This window comes from Cohnella baijiui (assembly GCF_020731285.1).
In the GTDB taxonomy this organism is placed as follows: domain Bacteria; phylum Bacillota; class Bacilli; order Paenibacillales; family Paenibacillaceae; genus Cohnella.
This window is the reverse complement of record NZ_JAJFOW010000043.1, coordinates 1-16524: the sequence shown is the minus strand read 5'-3', so window position 1 is coordinate 16524 and position 16524 is coordinate 1. Positions and strand designations below refer to the sequence as shown.

The 16524-nt window shown below is 61.0% G+C and carries 9 protein-coding genes; all 9 read left to right on the top strand.

Going from position 1 to position 16524, the window contains the following annotated elements; genetic code table 11:
- The first annotated feature begins 7 nt into the window (after positions 1 to 7).
- The 9 genes from LKX83_RS26765 to LKX83_RS26725 all read left to right on the top strand — a co-directional run bounded on the left by LKX83_RS26765 (position 8) and on the right by LKX83_RS26725 (position 16366).
- Positions 8 to 934 carry an ABC transporter permease gene (locus LKX83_RS26765; protein ID WP_227885903.1) on the top strand — a complete coding sequence of 309 codons (927 nt, stop codon included), beginning with the start codon at positions 8 to 10 and terminating at the stop codon, positions 932 to 934.
- Positions 934 to 1728: an ABC transporter ATP-binding protein gene (locus LKX83_RS26760; protein ID WP_227885902.1), complete on the top strand. Its 795-nt coding sequence runs from the start codon at positions 934 to 936 to the stop codon at positions 1726 to 1728. Before LKX83_RS26765 ends, LKX83_RS26760 begins: the two co-directional genes overlap by 1 nt.
- Before the next feature lie 863 nt (positions 1729 to 2591).
- A complete protein-coding gene (locus tag LKX83_RS26755; protein ID WP_227885901.1) occupies positions 2592 to 6488 on the top strand; it encodes a galactose-binding domain-containing protein in 3897 nt (1298 codons plus the stop codon).
- Positions 6489 to 7029: 541 nt separating this feature from the next.
- Positions 7030 to 7707, top strand: a complete 678-nt coding sequence (locus LKX83_RS26750) for a FadR/GntR family transcriptional regulator (RefSeq protein WP_227885900.1) — start codon at positions 7030 to 7032, stop codon at positions 7705 to 7707.
- Between the two features lie 290 nt (positions 7708 to 7997).
- Positions 7998 to 9308 carry an ABC transporter substrate-binding protein gene (locus LKX83_RS26745; RefSeq protein WP_227885899.1) on the top strand — a complete coding sequence of 437 codons (1311 nt, stop codon included), beginning with the start codon at positions 7998 to 8000 and terminating at the stop codon, positions 9306 to 9308.
- Positions 9309 to 9373: 65 nt separating this feature from the next.
- On the top strand, positions 9374 to 10276 hold the full coding sequence (locus tag LKX83_RS26740) for a carbohydrate ABC transporter permease (protein ID WP_227885898.1): 903 nt from the start codon (positions 9374 to 9376) through the stop codon (positions 10274 to 10276).
- Positions 10276 to 11112 carry a carbohydrate ABC transporter permease gene (locus tag LKX83_RS26735; RefSeq protein WP_227885897.1) on the top strand — a complete coding sequence of 279 codons (837 nt, stop codon included), beginning with the start codon at positions 10276 to 10278 and terminating at the stop codon, positions 11110 to 11112. The genes LKX83_RS26740 and LKX83_RS26735 overlap by 1 nt, the downstream gene beginning before the upstream one ends.
- A 61-nt stretch (positions 11113 to 11173) precedes the next feature.
- Positions 11174 to 12382: a trans-sulfuration enzyme family protein gene (locus LKX83_RS26730; RefSeq protein WP_227885896.1), complete on the top strand. Its 1209-nt coding sequence runs from the start codon at positions 11174 to 11176 to the stop codon at positions 12380 to 12382.
- Positions 12383 to 12637: 255 nt separating this feature from the next.
- Positions 12638 to 16366, top strand: coding sequence for an RCC1 domain-containing protein (locus LKX83_RS26725; RefSeq protein ID WP_227885895.1), 3729 nt, complete (start codon positions 12638 to 12640; stop codon positions 16364 to 16366).
- The last annotated feature ends 158 nt before the right edge of the window (positions 16367 to 16524 follow it).

Genomic DNA, 16524 nt, shown 5'->3' with positions numbered 1-16524 from the left:
TGTAGTCATGCTTCAATCGATGACCGGCGCCGTCGAACTCGGCCTTATGTACGCCCTGCTTGCGTTGGGCGTCTATATTACGTTCCGCATCCTGGATTTTCCGGATCTGACCGTCGACGGGAGCTTCGCCACGGGCGGAGCGATCGCGGCCGTCATGATCTCGCAAGGCTATGCGGCATGGATCGCGACGCTCGCGGCTTTCGTCTGCGGACTCGCTGCGGGGGCGATCACCGGTCTGCTTCATACGAAAGGCAAAATCAACGGGCTGCTGTCGGGGATTCTGATGATGATCGCGCTCTATTCGATCAACATCCGCATCTTGGGCAAGCCGAATATTTCGCTCATCAACGTCGATACGCTGTTTTCGTCGATCGCATCCAAGGCGTGGCAGTACATTCTCGTTCTGGCGGCCGTCGTTCTCGTCATCAAACTGCTGCTCGACGCCTTTCTCCACACGGATAGAGGGCTGGCGCTGCGGGCGACGGGCGACAACAAGCGCATGATCCGCAGCCTGGGCGGCAACACCGACACGTCGATCATTCTCGGGATCAGCCTCTCGAATGGTCTCGTCGCCATCTCCGGCGCGTTCGTCGCGCAGGACAGCGGCTTTGCGGACGTCACGATGGGCGTCGGGATGATCGTCATCGGCCTCGCCTCGGTCATCATCGGAGAGGCGATCATCGGGACGCGCAGCGTCTTTTGGGCGACGCTCGCCGTCATCGTGGGCTCGATCGTCTACCGGATCGTGCTCGCGCTGGCTTACCGGGCGGAATTCCTGCATCTGAAGTCGACCGACCTGAAGCTAATCACCGCGCTGATCGTCATCGTGGCCCTGGTCATCCCGACGATCAACCGGCATTACAAGCAGAAGAGCCTCGCCAAACGGCGAACGGCGGAGCTTGCGGCCGCGGTGCGCGGAAAGGGGGGGATCTGATGCTGGAGCTGAACAACGTCTCCAAGCTGTTCAATCCGGGGACGCCGGACGAGAAGATCGCCCTCATCGACATCCGGCTCAAGCTGCTGCCCGGCGACTTCGTCACCGTCATCGGGAGCAACGGCGCGGGCAAGTCGACGCTGATGAACGTCATCTCGGGCGTCATGAAGCCGGACCTCGGCGACGTGCGCATCAACGACAACGTCATCTCCCCACTGCCCGAGCACAAGCGGAGCCGCTGGATCGGGCGCGTCTTCCAGGACCCGATGGCCGGGACGGCGCCGTCGATGACGATCGAGGAAAATCTGGCGATGGCGCATCGGCGAGGCAAGCCGAGAGGGCTCGGCTGGGGCGTATCCGCCGTGCGGCGCAAGCTGTTCCGCGAGGAGCTGCAGCGTCTCGGTCTCGGCTTGGAGGGACGCCTGAAGGCCAAGGTCGGGCTGCTGTCGGGCGGCGAGCGGCAGGCGCTCAGCTTGCTGATGGCGACGTTCACCAAGCCGGACATTCTGCTGCTCGACGAGCATACCGCGGCGCTCGATCCGGCCCGCGCCGAGCTGATCACGCGGCTCACCGAGCAGATCGTCCGCGACATGAAGCTGACCACGCTCATGGTTACGCACAACATGGAGCAGGCCATCCGTCTCGGCAACCGGCTCATCATGATGGACAAAGGGCGGATCATCCTCGACATTCCCGAGGAGCGCAAACGCGACCTGACCGTCGCGCAGCTGCTCGGCGAGTTCGAGCGGATCAGCGGCCACAAGATGGCGGACGACCGGGTCGTATTGGGATAAGCGTTAGGAGGGGCGACTTCCTGCCGATCGGGCGGGGAGTCGCCTTTTTTTCGTCGATCCATCCTGCCAAGCGCGATCTATCCAGTTAAACTGCCCGACCCAACCATTTATGCTCGACCCATCCCGCCAAGCGCGATCTATACTGCCATACTGCTTGACCCATCTCAACTAGCACGATCTATCCGCCTAACCCAAATATGCTCAATCCATCTTGCGGCCGCCCGCGTGCACCCCTTTACCGCGGATAGTTGCATTTGTACATCTATTTCGCTCGATTTAGGGGCTGGGAAGCCATTTAGATGCAAATGCGCAAGTAATTTAGGCAGTTGAACCTCGAATGGGGCGTTACGGGAGAAATAGCGGTACATTTGCAATTATTTGATGGTTTCGGGTGGGCGTCGATGAAAATAGTTGTATTTTTGCAGCTACATGCAAGCGACGGCTTTGTGGTGGCGCTACAGCCAGTTGAGGCGTCACCCTCACAGATCCAGATTAGGCGACCACTTCCGCTCGATAATGCCATTCCCGCGAGGAACGCTTCGCTCCCGACAGCCGTCCGAAGCTCGAACGGCTATTTGGCCCGGCGGCGCAGCTTGTCCCCACAGTCCATAAGAAAACACATACTCCTCGTAGAAATGTGCATCGAGAGCGAGATCAGCCTGCCGTATAATACCTCATGCGTCCCAGGTGAAAGGATGCCGCAAGTGCAGCAAAATCCGATACCGAGCCAAAGGGGGTGATAAGAACGCATCTCAGATTCGACAAAATGTAAGCGCATACTTTGTCGGAAGGCAAAGCGAATGAGCAGCATGGCTTATCGCCGATCGAATCGAACGCAACACCAACCCATGAGGAGGCTGATTATGCGCACCAGAGGTCAAGGTTTTCGGCATCAATCGATTTTAGCCACTTTCTTGGTCCTCGCACTTGTCTTTACTTCCTTCGTCTACCCGCCGGCGGCTCGTCCCGCAAGCGCTGCCGGGACCAATCTCGCCAGCGGCAAACCCGTCACGGCCAGTTCCTACGCGGACGTATACGTCGCAAGCAATGCCGTCGACGGCAATACCTCCACCTACTGGGAGAGCGCGAACAACGCTTTTCCGCAGTGGATTCGCGTCGACCTGGGGGCGGCAGCCACCGTTAACCAAGTCGTGCTGAAGCTTCCCGCGAACTGGGGAGCCCGCTCGCAGACGCTGACCGTCCAAGGGAGCACGAATGACACTGCCTATACGAATCTGGCTGCTTCGGCCACGTATGCGTTCGATCCGTCGACCGGCAATGCGGTGACGATCAGCTTCGCGGACGCCAGTGCGCGTTACATCAAGTTGATCTTCACCGCCAACACGGGCTGGCCGGCCGGCCAGCTGTCCGAATTTGAGGTGTACGGTTCGATGCCGCCGCCTCCTCCGGGCACGTACGAAGCGGAAGCCGCGGCCCTGTCCGGCGGCGCCAAGGTGAACACGGACCATGCCGGCTATACGGGCACGGGTTTCGTGGACGGCTATTGGACGCAGGGAGCCGCGACGACGTTTACCGTGAACGCGGCGTCGGCTGGCAACTACAACGTCACCCTGCGCTACGGCAATGCGAGCGGAGGGGCCAAGACGGTGAGCCTTTACGCGAACGGGACGAAGCTGAAGCAGATCTCGCTCGCCAATTTGGCGAACTGGGATACGTGGGGGACGAGTACCGAAGTCGTCGGTTTAAACGCGGGCAGCAATACGATCGCGTACAAATACGACGTGACAGACTCGGGCAATATCAACCTCGACAACATTACGGTAGCAGCGACGGGATCGACCCCAACCCCAACACCAACACCAACGCCAACGCCAACACCAACGCCGACACCAACGCCAACACCGACACCGACACCGACACCGACACCGACACCAACGCCAACACCGACACCGACACCAACGCCGACACCAACACCGACGCCAACCCCGACGCCAACCCCGGGTGCGGTGAATCTGGCCCAAGGCAAGCCGATTACGGCATCTTCCTACGTCTTCACGTATGTGGCGACAAACGCGAATGACGGGAACGTGTCGACCTACTGGGAAGGCGCCGCGAACAGCTATCCGAATACGCTGAGCGTCGATCTGGGCGCAAACGCGAATCTCTCGTCGATCGTGCTCAAGCTCAATCCGGACCCGGCATGGTCGACTCGGACGCAGACGCTGCAGGTGCTCTCGCACGATCAGAACAGCACGAGCTTCGCCAATCTGGTCAACTCCGCGACCTACACGTTTAACCCGGCTACCGGCAATACGGTGACGATCCCCGTCAGCGCGACGGCCAGCGCCGTTCAGCTGAAGTTCACCGCCAACAGCGGCGCGAGCGCGGGGCAGGTCGCCGAATTCCAGGTGATCGGCACCCCGGCGCCGAACCCGGACCTCACGGTGACAGGACTGACCTGGACGCCGTCCGCGCCCGTCGAGACGGATAGCGTCACGCTGACGGCCGCGGTCAAAAACATCGGTTCGCTGCCATCCGGCGCGACGACCGCGAACTTCTACCTGGGCGCGACCCTGGCAGGCTCGGCCCCGGTCGGCGCTCTCGCGGCGGGCGCGTCCGCGAACGTCTCGCTGAACATCGGCGCCAAAGACGCCGGCACCTATACGCCGAGCGTCAAGGTGGACGAAGCCAACGCCGTCATCGAGCTGGATAAGACGAACAACAGCTACACGAGTCCGACGAATCTAGTCGTCGCGCCTGTCTCCAGCTCGGACCTCGTCGCCTCCTCGGTGAGCTGGTCGCCCGGCAATCCCGCGGCGGGCAATACGGTCAATTTTACCGTCGTGATCAAAAACCAGGGCACCGCAGCCTCCGCTTCCGGCGCGCACGGCGTCACGCTGACGCTGACCGACGCGTCGACGGGCGCCATCGTGAAGACGCTGACGGGCAGCGTCAGCGGTACCATCGCTCCCGGCGCTTCGGCAGCCCCGATCAGCATGGGCAGCTGGACTGCGGCCAACGGCCGGTACAATCTGAAGACGGAAGTGGCCGTCGATGCCAACGAACTGCCCGTAAAGCAGGCGAACAACGTCTCCACGCAGCCGCTGTTCGTCGGTCGGGGGGCAAACATGCCATTCGACATTTACGAGGCCGAGGACGGCACGATCGGCGGCGGCGCCGCGATCGTCGGCCCGAACCGCGACATCGGCGATCTGGCCGGCGAAGCGTCCGGCCGCAAAGCGGTTACGCTGAACACCAGCGGCAGCTACGTGCAGTTCACGACCACGGAGAGCACGAACACGCTGGTCGTCCGGTTCTCGATTCCCGACGCGCCGGGCGGCGGGGGGATCGACTCGACATTGAACGTATATGTGAACGGGACGTTCGCCAAAGCGATCAATCTGACCTCCAAGTACGCCTGGCTCTACGGGTCCGAGTCGAATCCGAGCAACAGCCCGAGCGCGGGCGCGCCTCGCCATATTTACGACGAAGCCAATATGATGTTCGATGCGACCATTCCGAAGGGCAGTACGATCAAGCTGCAAAAGGACCCGGCCAACACGACGACCTATGCGATCGACTTCATCAGCCTGGAGCAGGTGGCGCCGATCGCCAATCCGGATCCGTCGAAGTACGTCACGCCGAACGGATTCACGCATCAGGCGGTGCAGAACGCGCTCGATCAAGTCCGCATGGACACGACGGGCAATCTCGTGGGCGTCTATCTGCCTCCGGGCACCTACGAGACGTCGAACAAGTTCCAAGTGTACGGCAAAGCGATCAAAGTGATCGGAGCGGGGCCGTGGTATACGCGATTCGTCGCGCCTTCGAACCAGACGAATACGGATATCGGGTTTACCGCCAGCTCGTCCGCGAACGGCTCCACCTTCGCCAATTTCGCGTACTTCGGCAACTACACGTCGCGAATCGACGGGCCGGGCAAGGTGTTCGATTTCGCCAACGTGGCCAACATCACGATCGACAACATCTGGACCGAGCATCAGGTTTGCATGTACTGGGGCGCCAATACCGACTTCATGACGATCAAAAATTCCCGGATCCGCAACACGTTCGCCGACGGGATCAACATGACGAACGGCAGCACCAACAATCTCGTTTCGAACAACGAGGCGCGAGCGACCGGCGACGACAGCTTCGCGCTGTTCTCCGCCATCGACGCGGGCGGCGCGGACATGAAGGACAACGTGTATGAGAATCTGACGTCCATCCTTACCTGGCGGGCGGCGGGGATCGCGGTATACGGCGGGTACGCCAACACGTTCCGCAACATCTACATCGCCGACACGCTCTGCTATTCGGGCATCACCATCAGTTCGCTGGACTTCGGCTATCCGATGAACGGCTTCGGAGCGTCCCCGACGACGAACCTGCAGAATATCTCTATCGTTCGCGCGGGCGGCCACTTCTGGAACGGACAGACGTTCCCGGCGATCTGGGTGTTCTCCGCTTCGAAGGTCTTCCAGGGCATCCGCGTCAGCGACGTGGACATCATCGATCCGACGTATCACGGCATCATGTTCCAGACGAACTATGTCGGAGGCCAGGCGCAGTATCCCGTGGCCGACACGATTTTTACGAACATCACGATTTCCGGCGTGAAGAAGAGCGGGGATGCCTACGACGCCAAATCAGGCTTCGGCATCTGGGCGAACGAGATGCCAGAGTCAAATCAAGGGCCAGCCGTCGGCACGGTCACATTCAACAACCTGAAGTTCAACAACGTCGCTACGCCGATCCAAAACACGACCTCCACGTTCACCATCAAGATCAACCCCTGATTACGCGGTAGAAATAGGGAGCGAAACGCTCCCTATTTCGTTTTTTCGGCGTCGAGGGACGTCATGGACTCGCCGGGCGCGGCATAGTGCAGATAGGGAGAAAAATGTTCCTTATTTGGCAGTTCTGGCTGCATATAGTGCAAATAGGGAACGAAATGTTCCTTATTTGGCAGGTCTGGCGTGGCATGGTGCAAATAGGTAACAAAGTGTTCCTTATTTGGCGGGTCTGGAGCGATATGGTGCAAATAGGGAACAAAATGTTCCTTACTTGGCAGATCCGACGCGGCATGGTGCAAATAGGTAACAAAATGTTCCTTATTCGGCGGGCAGACGCGACATGGTTCAATTAGGGAACAAATGGGCCGGAGCACCCTCGAGCTTCGTCAAACATGACGAAACTGCAAGCTCCGCGACCGCCTCGAAAGCTATTTTCTCGCCGACAACAGCCCGCCCGATCGCGCTCCCTGCATCGTCAGGGTTCCTTTCGAGGGGAGAATTGCTATAATGAGATTGGATTGCGGACAAAGAAGGGAAGTCGCAAATGAAAAAAATCAATAAGGTCAGAATGCACGAGATGGTATCCGAGGAGCTGAAGGAGTACATTCGCAGCAACGACCTCAAGAAAGGAGACAAGCTTCCGCCCGCCGAAACGATCATGCGCAACCTGGGCGTCGGGCGCTCGTCGCTGCGCGAAGCGCTGCGGTATCTCGAGGCGAGCGACGTCATCGAAGTCGTCAACGGCAAAGGGATCTATGTGAAGGAAACGGCGCAGTATCACATGTCGGCCAAAATCCGGATCGACGACGAACGCGAGGCGCTGCTGCAGCTGATGGATGTGCGCAAGGCGCTGGAGACGGTGGCGGTAGAGCTCGCGGCGCTGCGGTCCACGCCGGAGCAGCAAGAGGAGATGCGCTACTATCTGGTCGAGATCAGCAGGACGCGCGGGCACGAGAGCTCGATCGCGGATATGAAGTTCCATCAAGCGATCTACAAAGCCACGGGCAATCCGATTTTGCAAAGCATCGTTGAGTCGGTGTGGGAGCTGTTCTCCGTTTTTTGGAACGCCCCCTTCGGCAAGCAAGAAATTTTTGAGGAGAGCTATCCTTTCCACCAAACCTTATTCAAAGCAATCGTCGACCGGGATCCGGTGAAGGCACGTCAGGAATTATACATGTTGATGGACAATATGGAAGCTTCGATTCGAAAATACGGACATTGATGTTAGAAAAGTTAACGCAATTTTTCATATGAATGCCAGTACAGCGTTTTCATTTTTGCCGCAGCCCGAAGAAAGATGACAAAACGTATTGACGATCCAACAGCCTCATATTATGATTTGACTAACGCAAACCCTGTAGACCTATCAGACAGGTATATAGCAGGGTCGCGAACCGTATACAACAGAGATATGCAGGGCGCTTCGGGCATGGCCGGAAGATCACTTGACCTATCAGACAGGTATACGGGTCGACAGGATGGCGCTAAACACAAAAGGTGGAGGTTGGTAGTATGAAGGGGACGAACAGATGGTTGGCCCTGTCTGCGGTGGCAGCGCTTGCAGCAGGCGTCGTAAGCGGTTGCTCCGGCAGCGGCGATAGCGGCGGAGACGGCAAAGGCACCGTGAAGCTGAAGATGATCGAGAGTCTCACGAGTCCCGCCCGTACCGAAGTGATCAAAAAGATGATCGCGAGCTTCGAAGAAGCGAACCCGAACATCAAGGTCGAATTGATTTCGCCGCCGCTCGAGAGCGCTGACAACAAAATCTCCACCATGCTGAACAGCAAGGAGAGCCTCGACGTCCTGGAAGTTCGCGACGTTACGGTCAAGCAGTTCGTCACGAACAAATGGATCGCCGACCTGACGACGTACACCGACGCTTGGAGCGGCTACAAAGACCTGAACGCGAACTCGATCGCGATGGCCAACTACATCGAGAACAAACCCTACTACATTCCTTACGGCCTTTATCAAAAAATGCTCTTCTACCGCAAAGACTGGTTTGACGAAAAGGGCCTGACCCCGCCGAGGACGTGGGACGACCTCCTGAACGCGGCGAAGACGCTGACCGACTCCGCGAACAACCGGTTCGGCTACTCCTTCCGCGGCGGCTCCGGCGCCGACGGCTATATCGTCGACTTGCTCCGGGACTTCAACGGCGCGAACGTGAACACGGACGACGCGATGTTCCTGAAGAGCGGCGCTACGATCTTCAGCACGCCGGAAGCCAAGCAAGGCCTGACGCTGTATACGAACCTGTACAAGGACGGCTCTCCGAAGGATTCGATCAACTGGGCGTTCGCCGAGCAGGTTCAAGGCTTCGTCTCCGGCGCGACGGGGATGCTGATTCAGGATCCCGATACGATCGATCCGGTCAAGCAGAAGCTTGGAGAAGGCACGTGGGCGACCGCTCCGATGCCGGTCGGTCCGACGGGCATCTCGCACTACAAGGTGGGCGCGGCCGGTTGGGGCATGACCTCGTACTCCAAGCATCCGGAGGAAGCCTGGAAGCTGATCGAGTTCCTCTCCAGCCCGGAGCAGAACGCGATCTTCACGAAGACGGCCGGCGTCATCCCGATTCACAACAGCGCATCCGTCGACAGCTACTTCAAGGAAGGCGCGTACAAGCCGTACATCGACATGTCGAACGATCCGGAGCACTTCGTTCCTTACAAGCCGGAGACGGACTATAAGGGCTTCGGCGAATGGCGGAAGATCGTCCAGCAAGACGCGCAAGCCGTCCTGCTCGGCCGACTGTCGATCGACGACGCACTGAAGAAGTGGGACGCCTACTGGACCAACGAGAAGCAACAGGGCAAATAAGGAACGCAAGGCAAGGCGGCGGGTAGGTTCCCTCTACGCGCCGTCTGCCGTTCCGGGAGGAGTCGATGAAGTTGAAGCTATTTCGGCTGAACCGCACGCAGACGTTTATCTTCTTATGCTTGCTCCCGACGATCCTGCTCGTCTTCGGATTTACGTACTATCCGATCGTAAAGGGCATCGACGTCGCATTTCGCAATTATTCGCTGTTTAACCTGACGGACGTCCGATATATCGGTCTGGACAATTTCAAGACCGTGACGAGCTCGGCGCAGTTCGGCACGATCCTGAAAAACACGGCGCTCTGGGTGTCGATCTCGCTCGTGCTCCAGTTCACCATCGGCTTCGCCGTGGCGCTGATCATGCGCAAGAGCTTCCGCGGACGCGGCGTGTATCAGGGCTTCGTCTTCTACTCGTGGGCGCTGTCCGGCTTCCTCATCGGCATCATCTGGCGCTGGCTGTTCAACGGGCAGATCGGCGTCATCAACGACTTGCTGCTCAAGCTCGGCCTCATCTCGGAGCGGATCGGGTTTCTGTCGGATCCGAAATGGGCCATGTTCTCCGTCATCGTCGCCAACGTTTGGTACGGCGTCGCCTTCTTCGCCATCATGCTGCTCGCGGCGCTGCAGTCCGTGCCGTCGGAGCTGTACGAGGCGGCGGAGATCGACGGCGCGAGCAGCTTTGGCCAGCTGCGCCACGTCACGATTCCGTACATCATGCCGACGATCATTTCCACGACCGCGCTGCGGGTGATCTGGATCTTCAACTTCCCGGATCTGATCTACGGGATGACGAACGGCGGACCGGCCGGATCGACGCACATCCTGACGACGTACATGCTCGACAAGATCGTGTTCTCCGGCGACTATGGCCAGGCGAGCGCGATCGGCATCATCTGCATCGGGATTCTGGTGCTGTTCACGACCTTCTATCTGTTCGCGACCCGCGCGGGGAAGGCTGGTGACTTCTAATGAAGAAAAGGTACGCGAAGCTCGGCCTCGCCGGCAAGATTGTCGTGCTCGGGATTTATTTGGTGTTCATGGTGTTCCCGCTGTACTGGATGATCATCACTTCGCTGAAGCCCCGCAACGAGATTTTCACGCTGCCGCTGCAGTATTGGCCGAAGCATTTCACGCTCGATAACTACGTGCAGATCTTCAAAATTTCGAAGTTTCACGTCTATCTGGGCAACAGTCTGTTCATCTCGCTCGTCGCCGCCGCGATCGTGTTGGTCGTCACGATTCTGAGCGGCTACGTCCTGGCGCGGTTCGCCTTCCGGGGGAGCGGGCAGCTCATGATGGCGTTTTTCGTTACGCAGATGATTCCGCTGTTCATCGGCTTCAGCACGCTGTACATGATGATGTCGAAGATGGGGCTGCTGAACAAGCAGGCGTCCCTGATCCTCATGTACACCGTCGGCCTGGTGCCGTTCTGTACGATCATGCTGCGCGGCTTCTTCCAACGCATTCCGGCCAGCCTCGAGGAAGCGGCGATGATCGACGGCTGCTCGAGACTCGGCGCGCTATACCGGGTCATCGTGCCGATCATGATGCCGGGCATCTCCGCCACGTTCATTTTCGCCTTCGTGCAAAACTGGAACGAGCTGTTCATGGCCATCATGTTCATCGACCGGGAAAGCTCCAAGACGCTGCCCGTCGCGATGAACTCGTTCATCACCAAGTTCGATATCGACTGGGGTTCCATGTCCGCGGCCACGGTACTGTCCGTCGTCCCGACGGTCGTGCTGTTCGCGATCTGCCAGCGGTTCATCGTAGAGGGACTGACCCAGGGCGCCGTCAAAGGCTGAGGCGGCATCTCCGCTATCCTGCAACCAGATCTCATCATCTTATGGAAGGGAAGGACATTCAGTGGAGGAGCTAGAAAAAGGCAACGGCGGCGCGGCCGCGAAGGCGGGCGGGCGCGATCCTTATACGACGGTCGCGCACGACCCGCATGACGGCGGGCATCACGGCGCCGTCGTCATGCCGATTTATCAAAACAGCCTGTTTACCTTCTCCGATTACGAGTCGTTCGACCGGGCATCGACCGGGACCGACGATATACCGATGTACTCGCGGGGACACAACCCGACCGTCCGCCAGCTCGAAACGAGGCTCGCGGAGCTGCAGGGCGGGGAGAAGGCCCGCTGCTTCGCTTCCGGCATGGCGGCCATCTCGACCGCGATTCTCGCGAACGTCCGCGGAGGCGATCATATCGTCTGCGTAGACCAAGCGTACGGTCCGACAAGAGAGCTGCTCACGTATTTTCTGCCGAAGTTCGGCGTGGAGACGACCTTCGCGGACGGCACCTCGATGGCTGCGCTGGAGGCGGCGATCCGGCCGAATACGAAGCTGATCTACCTGGAAAGCCCGACGACGCTGACTTTCCGGCTGCAGGATCTGCGCGCCTGCGCGGAGCTGGCGAAGCGCATCGGCGCGGTGACGATTATCGACAACACGTGGGCGACGCCGATTCTGCAAAATCCGCTCGCGATGGGCGTCGACCTCGTCGTCCATTCGATCAGCAAATACATCGGCGGACATAGCGACATCGTCGGCGGCGTGCTGATCGGATCCGAAGAGCGGATCAATCGCGTCAACGCGCGGGAGTACCTGCTGTTCGGCGGGATCATGACCGCCCACACGGCCTCGCTGGCGATGCGCGGCCTGCGGACGCTTCCGCTGCGTCTCGAGCGCGCGGAGCGGAGCGGCCTGACGGTCGCGAACCATCTGGCGACGCTGCCGTTCGTGCGCACCGTCAACCATCCGTGGCTCGCCGCCCACCCGCAGCACGAGCTGGCCAAGCGGCAGATGATCGGAGCGAGCAGCCTGTTCTCCTTCGAGACCGATCTGCCCGCCGAACGCATGAAGGCGTGGGCGAGCTCGCTCGAATATTTCCGTATCGGCGTCAGTTGGGGCGGGCACGAAAGCCTCGTCACCGTCGGACGCCTCGGCCCGGGGTACGAATCGGTTCCGGGTTCGCTGGTCCGGTTGTACGTCGGACTGGAGGATCCGCAGGAGCTGATCGCGGACCTTGACCGGGCGAGCGCGGCATTGATGCAATCTGCGAATAGCTAAGAAGAGAGAACCTGCGCGGCAAGCGACGATCGCTTGCTGCCGGGTTCTTTTTTTTAACGGATCAGAAAGTATAAGTTCACCTACCCTTTACTGATCCGTCTCCGATAAAAACGTGCCGCCATCTTTCTTGAAGACGCGGAGCCGTTTTTACTTGGATTGCGTGACAAAATGACGCAACAGTTAACTTTCGCTAATCCCCCGGGCCGCTCTCCTTCGGTACAATGTCCGAAGATCAAGGTAACGGAGGGGAATGGAATGAAACGAGCGGCTTGTGCGCTGCTGTGTTTTTTGCTGGCATGGGGATGGGTTCCGATCGGACCGGGGCGAGCTGCCGCCGCGGACGCCGGGGCGCCGGTCCAGCCGCAGCTCGTATCCGGCTATTATCATACGGTGGGCGTAGATACCGCTGGACAGGCCTGGGGCTGGGGCGGCAACGAATTCGGCGGCCTCGCCGACGGCACGACGGTGAACCGTCTTAGTCCGATCAAGGCGAAGGAGATGACGGATGTCAAGTTGATCGCGGCCGGCGTGCGCCACACGTTCGCGCTGAAAAACGACGGTACGGTCTGGGCGTGGGGGTCGAACGTCAACGGCCAATTGGGAGACGGGACGACGACCGATCGGCTGCTTCCGGTACAGGTGGAAGGCATCCAGGGCGTTGTCGTGGCGCTGTCCGGCGGAATCGGCTACCATACGCTCGCCGTGACGTCGGACGGCAGCGTGTGGGCATGGGGCAAAAACGGCAGCGGCGAAGTCGGCGACGGCACGCTTGAAGAACGGCATGTACCGGTCAAGATCGAGGGCTTGAGCGACGTTGTCGCGGTGTCCGCCGGCGGCTACCACAGTCTGGCGCTCAAGCGTGACGGTACGGTTTGGGCATGGGGCTTCAACCAAGACGGAGAAGTGGGCAACGGAACGACGGCGGAAAGCCAACCGACACCTGTTCAGGTCACCGGGATCAGCAACGTGGTCGCGATCTCCGCGGGCAACTACCACAGCTTGGCGTTGAAAGAAAACGGGACGGTGTGGGGCTGGGGGCTGAACACGTACGGCGAGTTGGGGGACGGCAGCGCAAAAAACAGACTGGTTCCCGTACAAGCGGCCGGCCTCGGTCCCGTGAAGGCGATCGCCGCCGGCGGCTGGCACAGTCTGGCGTTGAAGGAAGACGGCACGGCTTGGACGTGGGGGCTCAATACGCAATACCAGCTGGGCCTAGGCTACACCACGGTGGGCACCTATGCTCCCGTCCAAATTCCCGGGCTGTCGGACGTCTCGCTCATCGCGGCGGGCGCCTTTCACAGCGCCGCGATGAAAAGCGACGGCACCGTATACGGTTGGGGATTCAACGGCTACGGACAAATCGGGGACGGCACGCAGACGACCCGCAAGACGCCGGAGCTGAGCAGAGCCGTCCTGGACGTAACCGGACCGGACGTGGGGAGCGGCGCGATCGCCGCGACCGACGTGACGACGGACAGCGTGAAGCTCTCTTGGGTCAAAGCGTCGGACAACCTGTCGCCGCAGGGCGAGCTGAGCTATCGCGTCTATCGGTCGACCAAGGCGAATCTCGACTCGGTGAGCGGGATCGAGTCGAAGGGCATCCCCGTCGGACCCGAGACGAAGGACATCGATTCACTCGTCGTGTCCGGGCTTGTCTTCGGGACCACGTATTATTTCAACGTGATCGTTCGGGACCTGGCCGGCGCCAAGAGCGCTTATGCGATGAAGTCGGTCACGACCGAGGATATCCCGACCTTTAGCGTCATCTATAGAGGAAACGGGAACACGGGCGGCACCGTACCGGTCGACGGGCTCGCCTATTGGGAGGGCGAGGAAGCCGATGTGCTCGGCAATACGGGGCAGCTCGCGAAGGCCGGGGCGACCTTCTCCGGATGGAATACGGCCGCGGACGGCAGCGGACAATCGTACCGGCCGGGAGAGACGCTGACGATCGGGACGGCGGACGTCGTCCTGTACGCGCAGTGGACGGCGAACCCGACATACGGCGTGACCTATTTCGGAGGCGGTAGCGTGAGCGGCAGCGTTCCGGTAGACAGCAACGCGTACGAAGCGGGCGCGATTGTCGCGGTGCGGGGCAACGGCGGCGTGCTATCGAAGCCGGGCTACGCATTCGCCGGCTGGAACACGCAGCCGGATGGGCAGGGGACCTCGTATGCGGCGGGCGCGACGTTCCCGATGCCGGCCGCAAACGTGGAGCTGTACGCGCAATGGCGAGTCCAAGATCCGACCGAGCCGGAGACGGCCCGACTGAGCGGCTTGACGCTGAGCGAGGGGTCATTGACGCCGGACTTCGCGCCGGAGACGACCGGCTATGCGGCCCGCGTGGCGAACGGGACGTCCGCGCTGCGGCTGACGCCTTACGGGGACGGCGGCTTGTCCGTGTCGGCCGCGGTATATGACGAAGCCGGCCGGCTGGCAGACGGACCGTATGCGCTCGCGATCGGCGCACCCTCCGAGGAGGTGCCTCTGCGCGTAGGTCTGAACGTCATTCATGTGACGGTCGCGGGCGCGGATTTCTCGTCACCGATGACGGACTATGTCATCGAGGTGACGAGGGAAAGCGGCCCGACGAACCCGACGGATCCTACGGACCCCACCGATCCGACGGACCCGACTGACCCGACCGACCCGACCGACCCGACGGATCCGTCGCCGGGACCGGGCACGCCGCCGGCGACGGGCGGTTCGACGACGGAGCCGCCGAAAGGCGATAACGGCTTCGCCATCGAAATCGGCGGCAAGCCGCAGCCGCTCGCAACCGTCACCGCGACGGGGGCCGAAGGGAAGGTACGCCTGCAGATCGCGATCGACAGCGACAAGCTGACGGAGCAGCTCGCCCAAGCAGGGGACCGTCCGCTCGTCGTCATCCCGGTGAAGCAGGCCGCGGAACGTGTGATGACCGGCCTGTCAGGGGCGGCGCTTCAGGCGCTGGCCGTCCGGGAGGGACAGCTGGAGGTGCGCACGCCGAACGGCAATTACATTTTGCCGGCGCAGGCGCTCGGGATCGATCGGATCGCCCGGACGTTCGGCGATGCGGTGCCGCTATCCGAGATCGCGCTGCAGATCGAGATCGGCCAAAGCGCCGCCGCCATCCTCCAGCAGGTTGAGGAAGCGGCAAGCGCGGGGGCGTTCGCGCTTGCGGCCCCGCCGGTGAGCTTCGTGGTGACGGCGACCTATCAAGATCGGACGTTTGCGGTCGACCGCCTCGGGTCTTACGTCAGCCGGGAAATTCCGCTGCCCTCCGGTATGGAGCCGAGCGCCGTCACGACGGCCGTCGTCTGGGAGGAGGACGGCACGGCGCGCCCGGTGCCGACCTCGTTCGCAACCCGGGACGGGCGGACGTGGGCGATCATTCGCAGCTTGACCAATAGCGACTATGTCTTGGTTCGCCGCGACCGGACGTTCGCGGATACGTCCGGGCATTGGGCGGAGCGGGACATCGCCGATTTGGCGTCGCGCTTCGTTCTGAGCGGCGGCGACGATGCCCGCTACCGGCCCGACGATGCCGTCACCCGCGCGGAATTCGCCGCGATCCTGACGCGGGCGCTCGGTATGCCGGCGGGGGAGACGTCCGAGCTCTTCCGGGACGTCGGCTCGGCCGATTGGTACGGCGGCGCGGTGACGGCCGCAGAGTCGTACGGGCTGATCGTCGGCTACGCGGACGGGACGTTCCGCCCGAAGGCGACGATCACCCGCCAGGAAGCGGCCGCGATGGCCGTGCGGGCGCTGAAGCTGGCCGGGACGGACACGTCCGTCTCCGACGCGGAGGCCGAAGCTGTCGTCGCCGCCTTCGTCGACGGCGCTCAGGTGAACGAGTGGGCTCGTACCGGGATGGCGGCGGCGATCCGCCACCATATCGTAAACGGCTCGTCCGGCGCGCTCCGGCCGATGGGCATCGTAACGCGGGCGGAGACGGCCGCGATGATCCGGCGGATGCTGGCCGACGCCAACTTGATCCAGTAGAACTGATCATATGAAGCGAGACGGCTCCGCTACCGGCGGGGCCGTCTTTTTATGGCAAGCGGCGTCTTCAACCACTCAAACCGTCCTGCCGAATTGTCGAAAATGCGTATGCAAACTACCTACATCGGCCGGAAATGGGCTCGTGCGGCAAAAGTGCG

Coding starts and splice junctions, on each gene's coding strand:
- LKX83_RS26765 (WP_227885903.1), top strand. CDS start 8: ATGCTTCAATCGATGACCGGCGCCGTCGAACTCGGCCTTATGTACGCC.
- LKX83_RS26760 (WP_227885902.1), top strand. CDS start 934: ATGCTGGAGCTGAACAACGTCTCCAAGCTGTTCAATCCGGGGACGCCG.
- LKX83_RS26755 (WP_227885901.1), top strand. CDS start 2,592: ATGCGCACCAGAGGTCAAGGTTTTCGGCATCAATCGATTTTAGCCACT.
- LKX83_RS26750 (WP_227885900.1), top strand. CDS start 7,030: ATGAAAAAAATCAATAAGGTCAGAATGCACGAGATGGTATCCGAGGAG.
- LKX83_RS26745 (WP_227885899.1), top strand. CDS start 7,998: ATGAAGGGGACGAACAGATGGTTGGCCCTGTCTGCGGTGGCAGCGCTT.
- LKX83_RS26740 (WP_227885898.1), top strand. CDS start 9,374: ATGAAGTTGAAGCTATTTCGGCTGAACCGCACGCAGACGTTTATCTTC.
- LKX83_RS26735 (WP_227885897.1), top strand. CDS start 10,276: ATGAAGAAAAGGTACGCGAAGCTCGGCCTCGCCGGCAAGATTGTCGTG.
- LKX83_RS26725 (WP_227885895.1), top strand. CDS start 12,638: ATGAAACGAGCGGCTTGTGCGCTGCTGTGTTTTTTGCTGGCATGGGGA.